The sequence below is a fragment of the Algoriphagus yeomjeoni genome, from assembly GCF_003259505.1.
In the GTDB taxonomy this organism is placed as follows: domain Bacteria; phylum Bacteroidota; class Bacteroidia; order Cytophagales; family Cyclobacteriaceae; genus Algoriphagus; species Algoriphagus yeomjeoni.
On the sequence record NZ_QLLK01000002.1, the window covers coordinates 360,333 to 375,844 of the forward strand.

The following is a 15,512-nucleotide window of genomic DNA, read 5'->3' on the forward strand; positions in this document are numbered from 1 at the left end:
CTCGATAAGTGAAAATCATGTCATTGGAAGACAATCAAAAACTACTCGATTTCATAGTGTGGCTTAGGTAATCAATGCAAAATCTTGTAAACAAGCTCTCGGAGGTTTTCGGCTTCGCTTAGACTTCCGGAGTCAACTCCTTTGTAACGAAGATCGGCCTCTTTGATGTATGCGAACACATCAATTACCTTGCCCAAATTGTAGTTTCGGGACGCCACCATGTATTCTTTGACCACAAAAGGAGGTAGTCCCAAGAGGCTGGCAAGTTGTTGTTCTGATGCACCAGTTTTTTTCGCCTGATGAATCAAAGCAATTCTAGTGAAATAGTTAAACATCAGCGAAAACATAGGAATCACTGGGTTCGCCTTAGGGTTTTGGATGAAATAATGAATAATCTTATTTGCCTTGACTACATCCTTAAATCCTATGGCTTTTAAAAATTCAAAATTGTTGTAATCCTTATTTATGCCAATGTACTTTGATATATGCTCATTGGTGATCTTCGTGGGTTCACGAAAATTGATCAGCATCTTCCCAACTTCATTCGAAAGTACTTCCAGATTATTGCCGATGGAATCAGCAAGAAGTTGAGCCGCACGATTATCAATCGAGTGTTTTGTTTCTTTGATAAAGTTTTCTATCCAGTCAGTTAGTTTATAATCTTTGACTTTATCAGAGCGTACATAGACAGTTTTTTTGTCCAGTTCTTTGTAAAGGGCAGATCTTCCATCCAGCTTTTTATACTTATGCGCAAAAACTAAAATGGTACTTGGAAGGGGATTCTGCACATAGCTGATCAATAGCTTTTGCATATCCTCTTTACCCAAATCTGCTAGACTTTGAGCTTCTTTGATGATAACTACTTGCCGATCTGCCATCATTGGGAATTTCCTGGCATTATTCAGAATTTGTCCAACATTGGAATCCTTCCCATATAGGACCACTTGATTGAATCCGCGTTCATGCTCTGCTATTGCATTCTTTTCAATGAAGTCCGTAATCTGATCTATAAAGAAAGGTTCTTCCCCATCCAAAAAGTAAATTGGAGCAAACTTTTTCTCTTTCAGATCTTTAAGTACAGCTTGTGGTTGTTGGGGCATAAATTCAGAAGATTCTCAGGCTTAAAGATAACAGGCCTATCCATTTGCCTGCAAAAACCACGGAAAGATTCTTTGGTAAACTATTCAGGGGTTAACTTTGTATTTATGAGTGGGAAGGCTGAAAAGTTGGGGGTTGTGAGGTTGGAAGTTGGGAAAGTATGAAAACGGTAAAGTGGTAAAGTTGTATGTAGTAAGTAATAAGAGGATAATTGTTGGCGGATTGATGGTAAAAATTCAATGGTGGCATCTATGTTATTCTCTATTCCCAATGTGATTAAATGAGTGGCAGTCTGAAGACTGCATTACTTTAGGCCCAAGTCTGAAGACTTGAGCCATTCGTGATGTTAAAAAAATATTGCGGCTGCTGTGTCACCCATTGCGCCTTCTGTGTTAAACTCCGTGTCCATCGCGGTAAAAAAAAAAATTATGAGTTTCGAAAAAGGAGTAGAATTATACAAAACAGGTAAGTTTGAGGAAGCATTGGTCATTTTTGATGGACTGGTTAAAGCCACTCCAGACCAGCCGCAGCTACACCTTGGACGCGGAAGGATCCTTTCCAGACTTGGAAAAACAGAAGAAGCTTTAGCAGATTTTGATCTCATTATTTCACTAGAGCCTTACAATACAGATTTCATCTCTGATCGGGCAGTGGTTTTGCATTTACTCAAAAGAAATGAAGAAGCTCTTTCCGAACTTGATAGAGCGGCTAATCTTGATCCTAAAAACCCTTATCGTTACAGTAGTCGAGCCTATCTAAAAGATAGAATAGGTGATTTGGAAGGCGCAATTGCCGATTATGAAAAAGCAATTGAGTTAGATCCTGAAGACGCAGTTTCTCACAACAATAAAGGATTGGTAGAAGAGAAAATGGGTTACCAGTCTAAGTCAAAAAAGAGCTTCGAAAAAGCAGATGACCTGGTTGGCTACAAGCCAACTGAAACTCCAAAATCTCCAGAAGAAAGCTCTGACCTTCCTAAAATAGGTTCAAAACCAGATGCAAAACCCATTGTCCCCGCGCAAAAAAAGGAAATGACATTTAATCATTTCCTGAATACACTCGGCTCTGTGTTCAATAATTCACATACCAGAAAGGAATTTGGGAATTATTTGAAAGGGATTTTTGGAGGGAAAAAGGGTGGTTAGAATTCATTGCATACCCAAGCTTGTCAGATCGAGCGGAGTCGAGATCTTTGCTTTGGTCTAAGTCTTATGACTTAGACCTAGGACAAGGAAGTCTTCAGACTTTTTTCTAATTCATCACAAACTATCAGTCATAAGACTGCAATATTCAAAGTCCAAGTTTGAAAACTCGAACTAGGTGACTCAGTGGTTAAAAAAATCCTAAAAAGATTTAATAACCCAAAGTGGCTTATTAATGAAATAGGCCATTTTTTTTGATAAACTTTTCGAGAAAATCTGATCAAAAAAAGACTTTTTTTCACTCAAAGTCACCAGAATATCACCTTTGGCAGTTTGTAGGTAATTCTCCAATCCTAAGGCAATATCATCTCGGAAGGATTTCAAGACGAAATTTACTTTATCGTATTTTATGAAGGGTTCAATCTCTTCAACCATCGTCATGTGAAGCGATTTGTCAAGTGCTTTATGCGTAGAACTGATATGTACCAAATCAATCTCGGAATCATAAAACTTTGCAAATTCAACGATTTTCTGAATAGCTATTTTATCCTCTTCCAAGTAGTCACTGGCATAAACCAACTTACGGGGAGCTTTGAAATATACTTTCCGAGGGACCACCAAAATATCCGTGCTCGACTGCTCCACTATCCTACTTGCCCGAGAACCTATCATATTTTCCCGGAAATCATTTACACCCTCCGTGCCAACCACAATCAAATCAGCATACAGTTCAGAAGCAAAAGCCAAAGTTTCCTTGACTATACTCCCCTCTCTTACAATAGAAGTGCAGCTTTGCAATCCATTTTCCAACCCTTCCTTGGTCACTGCATTTTGCAAATTCTGAAGCTTTTCTAAAACAAAATCCATCTGATGCTTTCCATCAGTATCTGAGGGAGAAAGCTTTTCATAATCCTCCCGGTTGAGCACGTGAAAAAGAACTAGATCAGCCTTGTACTTTTCACCCAACCTTGTCGCATACTCGATGGCATTTAGGGAGCATTCAGAAAAATCTGTAGGGCATAATATTTTAAAAGTCTGATCCATTTTATTCCTTTTTTACCTCTAGATAATCAATATCCTTTTACACGATTGACAACATTAACTAACTCCCTGTTTTCTCGGATTCTCTTAATATTCTCTATTACCTGAGGGGCAGCTGCCTGTGGATTCGTTACGCTAGCAATATGCGGAGTCATGGTTATTTTCCAGTTCTCCCAAAACGGATGGCCCTTTGGCAAAGGTTCTTCACGATACACATCAAGCATAGCGCCCGAAAGCTGACCTGTTTCCAAGGCTTTTGTCAAATCTTCTTCAACCAAATGTCTTCCTCGAGCTACATTGATGAGGTAGGTATTCGGATTGCATTTTTCAAAAAGCTCAGCATTAAGAATATTCTCCGTGTCAGGCGTGAGCGGAAGAAGACAGACTAACACATTCACTTCTTTCAAAAACTCATCTAACTGATCCTTGGCATAATATGGATATTCGAAATCCGTCTTTTCAGAAAATCCAAAACCAACTACAGGAAAGCCCATATAGCTCAACTTATCCATCACGTCTTTTCCCAAAGCCCCTACTCCCATCACTCCAATCGTAACATCCAATTCAGGAGTACTCATATCCCAGACTTTCCGAGTTTGGTTCATCTGGTAGCGAGAAATCTGCCTGTGGTAATTTAAAACAGCCATCACCACGTAATTAGTCATGGAAAAGGTGAGTTTATCATCAACAATTCTCACAATTGGTATATCCGTTGGAATCGATTTATCGCGCAAAATATGATCGACTCCAGCTCCCATTGAGCTGATCAGCTTCAAATTAGGAAAGTCCGAAAGGATACCTTCGGGATGTTGCCAAAGAAAGACATACTCTACTTTTTCAGGGGAGGTGATTTCTGGGTACACCTCGATAACTAACTCAGGATCAAGCTTATTGAATTGCTCGATCCATATATCAGGATTCTTACCGGGACTAATTATTGCTAAACTCATAGTGTTCTATACGAAGGATATTAAATAAGGACGAAAAAACTCATTTCAATGAAGAGTAAATATTTCGAACAAACTAGTCAAAACACATCCTCTTTAACAAGATATAATGGGGAGATAAAATGTCGATTATTGAAGTTTCCTGCATATCCGTTTACAGAAAAGCCGAAAAATTCATCAGAATTTAAGTTGTATCTTAATTGCCAGTATCTACTCCCTCCATCAAATACCTGCAACCATTCCTCTTTATAATCATCCGCCAAAAGAGAGTATCCTTTTGATTTCTCAATGATATTCAACTTACTCCAAAGAAAGTTAACGTAGATAATTCGTTCACCCTCTGGTGTTATGTATCCTATATATTGCCTCACATAATTATTAAGGTTTCTATGAATTACAGGGGCACCTTCCTGTTGATTGGGTTGATCTTGATTGATGGATTTAATTTTTCTCTGTAGATGATTTTCTAATTTTCTAACTTCTTTAATTGTCGGTGTAAATCGTAATTCGCTTGGCGGATTAGTTTGGTATGGTATTTCATAAGTCGCAGAAAAAATTATTCCCTTATATCGCTTTTCATTAACGTTGATATTCTCTTGAGCAACTAAAACCTGAGCAATTGTTATTAGTACCATCACTATCAGAATTCTCTTCATACATGGAAAGTAATAAACAAAATTATTAATATTAAAAAGGTAATGAAGCTTTAAACTAATTGCCTTAAAAAGATTGAAATTGCAGGGCTTTTCAAAACTTACTATCAATTTTTACGCTTAAGTAACTTCAAACCAAATTATAAATTCAATTCCAATGAAACAAAGAATAGCCTTTTCTTTAGCCTTTTTGCTTTGCAGCATAGTTTCTTTTGCGCAGCAAATCCAAATGCCTCAGGCTTCTCCCTCAGCTAAGATCGCTCAAAAAGTTGGGCTTACTGACGTGACGGTGGATTACAGCAGGCCAAGCACCAAAGACCGGAAGATTTTTGGAGAACTTGTTCCGTATGGCCAGGTTTGGAGAACGGGAGCCAATGGAGCTACCGTACTGTCATTTTCTACAGATGTGATCATTGATGGAAAAAACATCCCAGCCGGTCAATATGCACTCTATTCCATCCCTGGAAAATCTGAATGGACAATGATTCTTTCAAAAAACATCAAACTTTGGGGAGCTATCGGCTACCAGCAAAGCGATGACATTCTTCGATTCAAAGCTCAGCCGGCCAAACTTAGCAAGAAGAATGAAACCTTTGAAATTAGCTTTGCTAACATGACTGATACCGGATCTGACCTATCCCTAAAATGGGAAAATACCCGGGTTGACTTCAGAATAGAAACAGAAGTAGATCCGCTCGTGATGGCTCAGATCAAAGAGTATGTGATCGATGGTGATAGTACAGATCCTAGTTTGCTTTATTCTGCGGCAAGCTATTACTACACCAATGAAAAAGATTTGAATCAGGCTTACGATTGGATAAATGAGTCTGTAAGTGCAGATCCAAAATACTGGACTATGCACCTCAAAGCCAAGATCGAAGCGGCATTAGGCAAAAAGACCGAAGCAGTAGAAACAGCAACCGAAGCTATTGACTTGGCTGAGGAAGCAGGAAATCCAGACTATGTAGGATTGAATGAAAGGCTTATCAAGTCGTTGAAGTAGGTGGATGTCGGATGTCCGGTGTTGGATGTTGGTTGTCCGGTGCCGAAAGTCCGAAGTCCGATGTTAATTAACAAAAGCTTTCCAATTGGAAAGCTTTTGATTTTTACGACTGACTTTGAGTTTTTGAAGGGATGATCAACTGAACTATTCCTGCAAAAAGCATGACTGATAGACAGCCAATTGGATTGTACCAAAGGAAACCTATATCCCAAAGTTTTCCATCCATCACATCTCCATTGCTAAAATGAACAAATAAGACCAGTGCCTGTGACAATAGCGCTGCTAGGAATACCGCCTGGCCTTTGACCCATTTCATAAAGAATGCTACCAAGAATATCCCTAATATGGTCCCATAAAACAGTGAACCGAGCAGGTTGACTGCCTGAATTAAATTCTCAAACAAAGATGCATAAGTGGCGAAGAGTATCGCTCCTATTCCCCAAAAAGCAGTAAATAACTTGGAAGAAGTCAAATAATGGGTATCAGACCCTCCTTTCTTGATGGATCGCTTATACAAGTCAACAGTAGTCGTAGAGCCAAGTGCATTCAACTCAGAAGCTGTGGATGACATCGCAGCAGAGAAGATTACAGCGAAAAGCAACCCAATAACGCCCTTAGGCAGATTATCCATCACAAAACGCATAAATACATAATCCGTGTCTCTTGTCTCGGCCACAGGATCATTCGTTACAATCAACTCTTTTACCTGTTCGCGAATATTTTCCTGCTCAGTCTTTAAAACTGAGATTTTCTCTCGAATTTCTGTTTCCCGACCTTCATCACCTTGCTCTATCGCATCTAGCATTTCCAAGTAGGAAGATTTACCAAGTTCAAATTTCTCCGCATATTCTGCTTCCAAACCTTCAAACTCACTAGCATATTCGCTTTCTCGTAGCTTATCCGTCTGTACTTTGTTAAATACTACTGGAGGTAAAAAGAACTGGTAAAACACAAATACCATCACTCCAATAAATAGAATAATGAATTGCATAGGGATCTTCAGAAAGCCATTCATTATCAGTCCCATTCGGCTTTGAGACAGCGTTTGGCCAGAAAGATAGCGCTGAACCTGACTTTGATCCGTACCAAAATAAGAAAGGAAGAGAAAAACCGCAGCAGTCATCCCTGACCATACATTGTATCGATCTGAAATATCAAACTCAAAGTTGATCATATTCAGCTTGTCCATTTTCCCAGCCACATGCATGGCTTCCTGAAAAGAAATTGGAAGCAATTGGATGACGATAATTCCAGCAAGAATCATCCCTCCCATCATCACAGCCATTTGTTGTTTTTGGGTAATGGAAACTGCCTCAGTACCACCTGAGACGGTGTAAAGTATAACCACCGAACCAATCAAAACATTGGTAAATGTCAAATTCCACCCTAGTAAAGTGGAAAGTATTATCGCTGGAGCATAAATGGTAATTCCGGCTGCTAACCCTCTTTGTAAGATAAAAAGTAAAGCTGCAAGTGTTCGGGTTTTGAGATCAAATCGATTTTCCAGAAACTCATAGGCGGTATAAACTTTCAGCTTATAATAAATCGGAATGAAAACGACCGAGATAATGATCATTGCCAAAGGCAGTCCGAAGTAAAACTGAATGAATCGCATCCCATCTTCATAAGCCTGGCCCGGAGTACTTAGAAAAGTGATAGCAGAAGCCTGAGTAGCCATGATCGATAAACCGATGGACCACCAATTCATGGAGTTTTTACCCCTTAAATAGGAATCCAGACTCTTCGGACCATACGTTTTATAAATACCATAAGTCGCTATTAGCGCCAAAGTACCAAAGAGTACTGCCCAGTCTAACGTGCTCATGCGTAGGTGACTTTAAGCCAATTAAATAACACCATAAGCAAAAGAAGGCAAGCTATCAATCCTGCGTAAAGGTATTTCCAACGTATTCGTTTCTCCTCCAAAACTATTGCTCGATCAAGTTTATAAATAATTTAATGGCACCTGGAACTCCTGCTGGCAACTCTCTGAAGAAGGAGATACCCGTATAAATGTATGTCCCTTTGCCATATTTCGCATAGATCAGCGAGCCATTCAAAGGATCTTCTCCCGGATCTTGGAAAGACAGCGGAGTAGAATATTCAGGAGCAATATTAGCCTCAAAATACAATCCTCTTTCCTGAATCCAATCGTCAAAATCAGCAGCAGTGATTTTATTAGGACCAGCTAATACAGGATGATCCCAATCCGCTTCGAAGGGGGAATTCTCTACAGTCACCCGATCTCTACTGATAGAAAAAGGATAAGGTCCAAGGTTGTCAATAAGAAGTGGCCTGCTCACATTGTATTGCACGACCATGGTCCCTCCATTGTTCACGTAAGCCATTAAGTTTGCCTGATTGGCAGCTAGGTCTGCATTGGTATTGTATGCTCTGATTCCAATTACGATGCTTTTATATAGTGAAAGGTTAGCTAGAGAATAGTCATTGATTTCCGTCACCTGATAACCTAAAGAAGAAAGTACCGCTGGCACATCGTCCCCAGCGCCCATTATATAACCTATTTTAGCACCAGACACTCCCCAGTTCTCCTGTATCAGATTGATAGAAGCCGGAGAAAAATAAGTAAGGTTTGGAATATGTTTGTAGGAAATTCTATGGGTTATTTGATCAAATAGTTTACCGTCAGAAGTTTTAAACTGAGCTATGACTTCCCTTTTTTCATTTTTATCTAGTTTGAAAGAAACTTGATAAATTCTCTTCTTTTGAGCGATGTTTTCTTCAGTTCCCAGGATTTCAAATTCCGAACCTTGTAGGTTTTTAAAAGTCAGTTCACCTGCTTTGATTTCTCCATTGAAATTGACAGAAATACTAACGACTGGATTCACCCCGGGGATCAAAAAGACATTTTGATCCGACACTTTCAGGTCGATCTCTGGGACAATGGTAAAAGGCTGCTTCACTTCACCGTCCACCTGATCATTGTATTTGTATTTTAAAGGAATCTCGACTTTGAATTCCTGTCCATCTATTTTGAAAGTTAAATCACCACCTACCTTCATGTCGTTAAAGGGCTTTCCTATCATATTCTGATCTTTCACAGTATAGATTGCATCTACTACAGGATTAACCAACCAATAAGGCTGTGAAAGAGGGGTGTGTTCTGGTATTTCAAATTCAACTGGAATTTGGACAGGTTCATTATTTACAGCAGTTCTTTTATCAACAGAATAAAAACTGTCCATTAATTGTAGCGAAATATCGTTTACTAAGACTACTGAAGAATTGTTGAAAACTAGGCTAGCTTTGATAACCTCTCCGGCAAAACCAAGCTCTTGATTTGTCACAAACTCCATCTTCAATCCCAATGTCTCAAAAATCAGTTCATTTACTTTCTTTGCCTTCTCTGCAACCCAAGGTGTTTTCGAGCCAAGTGCCAATAGTTTTGTGCGAATTTCCGTCAGAGCTTTCAGGTTTACTAATGGCTCAATAAAATTGAATTTCTCAATAGCACTTTGAATCATTGCCTCTATTTCCTTTCCCCCATCTATCTGAGCCCAGCGATTTGGAATTCCCTCAAACGCGGAAGTTTGGAATGATTCACCTTTGATAAACTGAAGATTATCCTCTGCAGAACCTATTCTTGGAGTTGCGCCAAATCCCTGAGACTTGTGCATAGTACGGCTATCTGCAGCGATTTGACTGTATGTTTTTCCCAGCAGGCTGTTAAAATCTCCCACCTGAAAAACTGCATACTTTTCGTTTGGATTGGCTTCAAACTCACCTCCGAAATTGTATGAGTTCCAAAAAATCCTTCGTGGCTGCCAAGTTTCGACGTATTTCAAATGCTCTGGGAATGCATTAGGATCAGCCGCCAAATCAAATGCTTCTTCAGCCAAAATAGCCGAAGTGGTATGATGTCCATGATTTCCTCCTGGCACGGTGTTGAATCGAGTGATGATTATATCCGGCTGGAAACTCCTAACAACCCAAACCACATCAGAAAGCACCTTCTGTTTGTCCCAATTCTGAAGAGTCTCATCTGGATTCTTAGAATAACCAAAGTCCATTGCCCGGGTAAAAAACTGTCTTCCTCCGTCCGTTTCTCGAGCACGGAGCAATTCTTGGGTTCTGATCTGACCTAGTTCAATTCCCAGTTCCTTGCCAAGCAAATTCTGACCACCATCGCCACGAGTCAAACTTAGGTAGGCAACCTGCACATGCTCACCATTTCGAAGCGTAGAAATCAACTGGGTATTTTCATCGTCAGGGTGCGCAGCCACATACAATACTCGCTTAGTTTCTTTAAGCTGAAGTAACTGATGATAAATCTCTGAGGAGGGAACAGACTGAGCAAAAGCAATGAAACTAAAAATCGAGAGGTAAAGAAATGCTGAAATTCTGAGCAGAACTGGCTTGGTCATAGATGGGCATAATTTATCCTTACAAGCTAGAATAAGCCTGAAGGAAATAAAAACATTTTTTGATTAAAGGAAAAAGAAACGGTTAATGGCTAGTAGTTTTTAACACTTTGCCAGGAATCGTGTATCCCAAAGTAAATTCAAAAAAGTCTGCCTTAGCCTTATGAGCCTTAATCTGTACACCGGCAAACAAATTTTGATTCATCCTATATCTCACACCTATTCGCTCATAGAAACTAGCAGTTTCCTGGTTAAGACCTGCTTTATCAAGGTAAACTCCGAATGCAATGGGCATGTAAAGTTTTTCTGTTAATTTCCATTCCCAAGAACCAACGATAGCAAAGGAGTTAACATCTGTAAATCTTACATTCTCGCTAGGGAATCGTTGTTTTGCTCCAGCGCCATAAAACCAATCTACCCCTAATCCTACCCGGTATTTATAGGAAAGCTCCCAAAGGTAATTGACACCCAGTCCTCCTCTGAAATAGGCCTTTTCACCAATTTCATAGCTCTTCAAGCCGGTATATGCAGCGATGTCCCAGAAAAACCTTTTTTCCAAGGGAGGAAATTCAGGTTTTGGACCAGGCTGAAATTCTTCTTGATCCAGTTGAACTCGAATTCCTAGTGCAATAGGAATAAAGTTAATTCCTGAGTTGGGTTTCTTGATAGAACCATTTGAATAATGCTTGGTGCCTACTGAAGTAAAAACATTAAATGAATTAGAAATCTTATAGGAAGCTTTTAATCCAAAATGAATGTGAGCATTTACAGCAGAACCTACGAATCCATTTATTGCATTTGTTTCTGCATCATAGGGATTCATGTTTAACCCTAAGCCAATTTGGGTATAAAAGCTAAAATTCAGCTTTCTATCAAAATTAATCTTACCAAAAGGAACATCTCCAAAAGCATAAATTCCTAACGGCCTTCCAATCTCAGAATGATAATTCAGAGCAGATGTGAAACCTACTCCATAGCTAGGGAATCGGTTAATATAATTGTAGTGATTATTCTCCCTACTTCTCCAGCCAAATCGCACATCAAAACCTTTGTAATCAATTCTTTCTATTAATTCATCAGCCCAGTCTTTATTGTTGCCTATGATAGGACCTTGATCATAGGAAAACTCAATGAATTTTTTCGATTGACCATTTGCTTGAAAACTTAATAATCCAAAAAATAAACAAACTAATACATGTGCTCCTTGCAATCGCATAGATACTTTGAATTTCTTGGGCAAAGATATAGATAATGCAAAAAACTCGGCTATCTATTTTTATTCTTGATTCTGGTAGTAAAACACTTGACTATCCTAGCATCTATGACATCTATAGTTGAAACAAAAAAAGCCTCTGAATCGAAATTCAGAGGCTTTAATTCAAATATTGCTAAATGAATTACATGTTTTCTTGCCAATTTGTGCCTTTCAACTCAATCAACATTTTATTGTATTTTTCCATTTCAGCTTCGTTCTTCAATCTCATGTTAACCTGATAAAGAATAGCCATAATATCAGTATTATCAGGTCTGATTTCAAGAGCTTTTTCAAAATAAGGTATTGATTCTTCGTAGTAACTATTAGACTCCTTATTCATCGACTCTGATCTTTTTTCCCACTCTTCGTCAGATAGTGCACCTAGCTCTACAACGATTTCTCTTGATTTCTCAAGTAAAAGAGCTCCAGTATAATAGTTTCCATCATAAAACTCAGGATCTGCAACCACAGACTTTTTGTAGTCTTCAAGAGCACCATCCATATCACCAGCTTGCTCCTTTAGGTAGCCTGATCTCAGAAGGATACCAGCATTATCTGGGTCATTTTTCAATGCCTCTTCGATAGATGCCATAGCTTCGTCCATCTTATTCAGCTGAAGTAGCAATTGAATCTCATATTCAGCAAGTATTTTATCGTCAGGATAATCTTCTTTAGCTGCCATTATCAAATCATATGCAGCCTCTGGATTTTTGTCTTCTCCGGTCAGAATCTGAACCATTAGATAATAAACCGTCAATTTATTATATTCTTCTACATCCAATAAGTATCCGAAATGCTTCTTAGCTTCTTCATATTTACCCAGTTCATTAGCGATAAAACCTGCATTGTAATGAACAGTAGTATCTGTGAGGTCTATTTCGCCAGCTAGATCAAAGAACTCATAAGCCATCTCCTGATCATCATCATTATACCTTTCTAGAGCCTTATCAAAAGCAATGTTTTTAAGGGTATAGATAGAATAAGGTCTAAGATTGTCAGGAACACCTGGCATATCATCTGTATAAACCTCTTCACCTACTCCGTCTTCCTTATTACTTCCTGCCATCTCAAAGGCTTTAAAGTAGGTGGACAAAGCATCATGCCCAGTTTCTACCGTAGAAGCGGTATTACTTGAGTCAGAACCAAACATTTTGGTTTCAATCTGGGCTTTCAACAGATAAGTTGCAGGATCACTTCCAGTTTCTGGATCGGAGCTTGCAGCTTCTATATCGGTCATTGCAGCAGCGAGATCTCCAGATTTAAAGTTCTTCTCAGCAGAACGAACGACTTTTTTTTGTCCAAAAGCCAGGGTCGTTGCACCGATCAAGGCCATTGATAGAATTAGCTTCTTCATTTTAGCGTATTTTTCTTGTTTGGTTGGTTATTCGTTAATTTCACTTGATTCATCGGAAGAGTCTTCAGAATCATCAGCTTTAGGTTCGTCAGGAGTTGCATCAGCATTCTCGTCTGTTACTTCCAAGGTGTCTTCTAAAACTTCGATATCCTCTTCTTTTGATATTTTTTCAATAGAAGAGATTTCGTCATTCTCTCCTATTTTGATCAATCGAACTCCTTGTGTAGCTCTTCCCATGACACGAAGCCCATCTACAGAGATTCTGATTGTGATTCCAGACTTATTGATAATCATCAAATCATCTGTTTCTACTACTTCTTTGATTGCAACTAGTGCTCCGGTTTTCTCGGTTACATTCATTGCTTTTACTCCTTTGCCTCCACGATTGGTGATTCTATATTCGTCTAGACTGGAGCGTTTTCCATAGCCCTTTTCAGAAACTACAAGCAAGGTTGCATTCTCTTCAGATGCACATACCATGCCAATCACATAATCCTTATCATCATTTAACCGGATAGCTCTTACACCAGTAGCTGTACGACCCATCGGTCTAACAGCTTCCTCGTTGAAGTGAATAGCTCTACCTGATTTAGCCGCAATCACAATGTGCTGACTTCCATTAGTCATCTCCACATTTACCAACTGATCGTCTTCTCGGATGTTCAATGCAATGATTCCATTTGTTCTTGGTCGACTGTATTGCTCCAAAGTTGTCTTCTTAATAACACCTTGCTTAGTGACCATTACTAAGAAATGGTTATTCAGGTAATCCTGATCATTCAAATCCGCCACCTGAATAATGGAGCGAATCTTATCATCTTGCTCAATACTAATCAAATTCTGTATAGGCCTTCCTTTAGATGTTTTTGACCCTTCAGGAATAGCATAGGTTTTCAACCAGAATAATTTCCCTTTATCTGTAAATATTAATAGGTAATTATGGGTAGACGCGGTAAATAAATATTCCGTAAAATCATCCTGCTTGGTACTTACACCACGTGATCCTACTCCACCTCTACCTTGAGTTCTGTATTCTGTAAGTGCTGTACGCTTCACATATCCTTCATGAGAAACTGTGATAATCACTTCCTCATTTGGAATCATGTCTTCGTAGCTGAAATCTTCGGCATTATGCTCGATTTCTGTCCTTCGGTCATCAGCATAGCGAGTTCTCATTTCAGTGAGTTCCTCTTTGATGATTTCCATTCTCTTATCTTCGTTGGCAAGAATTTCTTTGAGTTCTTCGATCAAAGCCATGATCTCATTGTACTCATTGATGATCTTGTCACGCTCCATTCCTGTCAATCGCTGCAATCTCATATCGAGAATAGCTCTTGCCTGAATCTCGCTCAATTCAAATCTCTCAATCAAACCATTTCTCGCCGTCTCTGGATCTGCAGAATTTCTAATTAAAGCAATCACCTCATCCAGGTGATCTAAAGCGATCAAATAACCTTGGAGAATGTGTGCCCTTTTTTCTGCTTCTCTCAGTTCATACTCAGTTCTGCGAATCACTACCTCATGTCGGTGATTGACATAATGTACGATCATATCTTTCAGATTCAGTGTATGTGGCCTACCTTTTACCAAGGCAACATTATTCACTGAGAATGAAGTCTGTAACTGTGTATGCTTGTATAAATTATTAAGTACAACGCTGGAAATCGCATCGCGCTTCAACTCGTACACAATCCGCATTCCTGAGCGGTCAGACTCATCACGAATAGCAGAGATACCTTCGATTTTCTTTTCATTGATGAGCGCAGCAGTTTTTTCTACCATGCTTGCCTTATTCACCATATAAGGGATTTCGGTGATGATAATCATCTCCTTGTTTCCGCCATCTTTGGTTTCTACATTGGCTTTGCCACGCATTACCACTCTACCACGGCCAGTTTCAAAGGCAGCTTTCACGCCATTGTAACCGTAGATAATTCCACCCGTCGGGAAATCTGGTGCAATAATATGCTCCATCAATCCTTCTACAGTGATTTCATTGTTGTCAATGTACGCGACGATTCCGTCTATTACTTCTCCCAAATTGTGAGGCGCCATATTTGTCGCCATACCAACTGCTATTCCTGATGCTCCATTCAAAAGGAGAGCAGGGACTTTTGCTGGTAATACGATTGGCTCCTTTAGGGAGTCATCAAAATTGAATTGAAAATCTACTGTTTCCTTGTTGATATCCACCAAAAGCTCTTCGGCAATACGCTTCAGCCTTGCCTCGGTATAACGCATCGCTGCTGGATTATCTCCATCGACAGAACCAAAGTTACCCTGACCATCCACCAAAGGATACCTCAGAGACCAAGGCTGCGCCATACGAACCATCGTTTCGTACACGGCAGAATCACCATGCGGGTGATATTTACCTAGTACCTCACCGACGATTCTGGCGGATTTCTTATAAGGTTTGTTATGTAATACTCCCAGCTCCTGCATCCCAAAAAGGATTCTACGATGTACTGGTTTCAGTCCGTCACGGACATCAGGAAGCGCTCTTGAAACAATAACCGACATCGAATAATCGATGTAGGCGCCACGCATTTCCTCTTCAATATTAATGGGTATGATGTTCTCGTTTTCTCCTTGAGCCATATAATGCTATTCACGGGGTCGATTAAGCCTGCAAGA

The 15,512-nt window shown here is 39.5% G+C and carries 11 protein-coding genes; 2 read left to right on the top strand and 9 right to left on the bottom strand.

Going from position 1 to position 15,512, the window contains the following annotated elements; all coding sequences use genetic code 11:
• Positions 1-71: 71 nt before the first annotated feature.
• Positions 72-1,100, bottom strand: a complete 1,029-nt coding sequence (holA, locus tag LV83_RS04875; protein WP_111610412.1) for a DNA polymerase III subunit delta — start codon at positions 1,098-1,100, stop codon at positions 72-74.
• A gap of 426 nt (positions 1,101-1,526) precedes the next feature.
• Here holA and LV83_RS04880 point away from each other — a divergent pair, with 426 nt between their 5' ends.
• Complete coding sequence (locus LV83_RS04880) at positions 1,527-2,243, top strand: tetratricopeptide repeat protein (RefSeq protein WP_111610532.1); 717 nt, start codon at positions 1,527-1,529, stop codon at positions 2,241-2,243.
• Between the two features lie 198 nt (positions 2,244-2,441).
• Here the strand turns inward: LV83_RS04880 and LV83_RS04885 are convergent, their stop codons facing one another.
• The 3 genes from LV83_RS04885 to LV83_RS04895 all read right to left on the bottom strand — a co-directional run bounded on the left by LV83_RS04885 (position 2,442) and on the right by LV83_RS04895 (position 4,884).
• A complete protein-coding gene (locus LV83_RS04885; protein ID WP_111610413.1) occupies positions 2,442-3,284 on the bottom strand; it encodes a universal stress protein in 843 nt (280 codons plus the stop codon).
• 26 nt (positions 3,285-3,310) lie between these two features.
• Positions 3,311-4,231 (bottom strand): 2-hydroxyacid dehydrogenase, encoded by a 921-nt coding sequence (locus tag LV83_RS04890; protein ID WP_111610414.1) that lies wholly within the window; start codon positions 4,229-4,231, stop codon positions 3,311-3,313.
• Between the two features lie 77 nt (positions 4,232-4,308).
• Entirely contained in the window at positions 4,309-4,884 is a 576-nt protein-coding gene (locus LV83_RS04895; RefSeq protein ID WP_111610415.1) for a hypothetical protein, read from the bottom strand.
• 154 nt (positions 4,885-5,038) lie between these two features.
• Between LV83_RS04895 and LV83_RS04900 the strand changes: the two genes are divergently transcribed.
• Positions 5,039-5,884 carry a DUF2911 domain-containing protein gene (locus LV83_RS04900; protein WP_111610416.1) on the top strand — a complete coding sequence of 282 codons (846 nt, stop codon included), beginning with the start codon at positions 5,039-5,041 and terminating at the stop codon, positions 5,882-5,884.
• A 103-nt stretch (positions 5,885-5,987) separates the two neighbouring features.
• Here LV83_RS04900 and LV83_RS04905 read toward each other — a convergent pair whose 3' ends face one another.
• The 5 genes from LV83_RS04905 to gyrA all read right to left on the bottom strand — a co-directional run bounded on the left by LV83_RS04905 (position 5,988) and on the right by gyrA (position 15,476).
• Entirely contained in the window at positions 5,988-7,709 is a 1,722-nt protein-coding gene (locus LV83_RS04905; RefSeq protein ID WP_111610417.1) for a sodium:solute symporter, read from the bottom strand.
• Between the two features lie 103 nt (positions 7,710-7,812).
• The gene (locus tag LV83_RS04910) at positions 7,813-10,269 is read right to left on the bottom strand and encodes a PIG-L family deacetylase (RefSeq protein WP_111610418.1); all 2,457 of its coding nucleotides are present in this window, start codon (positions 10,267-10,269) and stop codon (positions 7,813-7,815) included.
• 82 nt (positions 10,270-10,351) lie between these two features.
• Positions 10,352-11,482, bottom strand: coding sequence for an acyloxyacyl hydrolase (locus LV83_RS04915; RefSeq protein ID WP_111610419.1), 1,131 nt, complete (start codon positions 11,480-11,482; stop codon positions 10,352-10,354).
• A gap of 181 nt (positions 11,483-11,663) precedes the next feature.
• Positions 11,664-12,875, bottom strand: coding sequence for a tetratricopeptide repeat protein (locus LV83_RS04920; RefSeq protein ID WP_111610420.1), 1,212 nt, complete (start codon positions 12,873-12,875; stop codon positions 11,664-11,666).
• A gap of 27 nt (positions 12,876-12,902) precedes the next feature.
• On the bottom strand, positions 12,903-15,476 hold the full coding sequence (gene gyrA, locus LV83_RS04925) for a DNA gyrase subunit A (protein ID WP_111610421.1): 2,574 nt from the start codon (positions 15,474-15,476) through the stop codon (positions 12,903-12,905).
• Positions 15,477-15,512 lie beyond the last annotated feature (36 nt).

What these genes read in the sequence shown, in the direction of transcription:
- holA (WP_111610412.1), bottom strand. Translation starts at nt 1,100, where the DNA reads ATGCCCCAACAACCACAAGCTGTACTTAAAGATCTGAAAGAGAAAAAG.
- LV83_RS04880 (WP_111610532.1), top strand. Translation starts at nt 1,527, where the DNA reads ATGAGTTTCGAAAAAGGAGTAGAATTATACAAAACAGGTAAGTTTGAG.
- LV83_RS04885 (WP_111610413.1), bottom strand. Translation starts at nt 3,284, where the DNA reads ATGGATCAGACTTTTAAAATATTATGCCCTACAGATTTTTCTGAATGC.
- LV83_RS04890 (WP_111610414.1), bottom strand. Translation starts at nt 4,231, where the DNA reads ATGAGTTTAGCAATAATTAGTCCCGGTAAGAATCCTGATATATGGATC.
- LV83_RS04895 (WP_111610415.1), bottom strand. Translation starts at nt 4,884, where the DNA reads ATGAAGAGAATTCTGATAGTGATGGTACTAATAACAATTGCTCAGGTT.
- LV83_RS04900 (WP_111610416.1), top strand. Translation starts at nt 5,039, where the DNA reads ATGAAACAAAGAATAGCCTTTTCTTTAGCCTTTTTGCTTTGCAGCATA.
- LV83_RS04905 (WP_111610417.1), bottom strand. Translation starts at nt 7,709, where the DNA reads ATGAGCACGTTAGACTGGGCAGTACTCTTTGGTACTTTGGCGCTAATA.
- LV83_RS04910 (WP_111610418.1), bottom strand. Translation starts at nt 10,269, where the DNA reads ATGACCAAGCCAGTTCTGCTCAGAATTTCAGCATTTCTTTACCTCTCG.
- LV83_RS04915 (WP_111610419.1), bottom strand. Translation starts at nt 11,482, where the DNA reads ATGCGATTGCAAGGAGCACATGTATTAGTTTGTTTATTTTTTGGATTA.
- LV83_RS04920 (WP_111610420.1), bottom strand. Translation starts at nt 12,875, where the DNA reads ATGAAGAAGCTAATTCTATCAATGGCCTTGATCGGTGCAACGACCCTG.
- gyrA (WP_111610421.1), bottom strand. Translation starts at nt 15,476, where the DNA reads ATGGCTCAAGGAGAAAACGAGAACATCATACCCATTAATATTGAAGAG.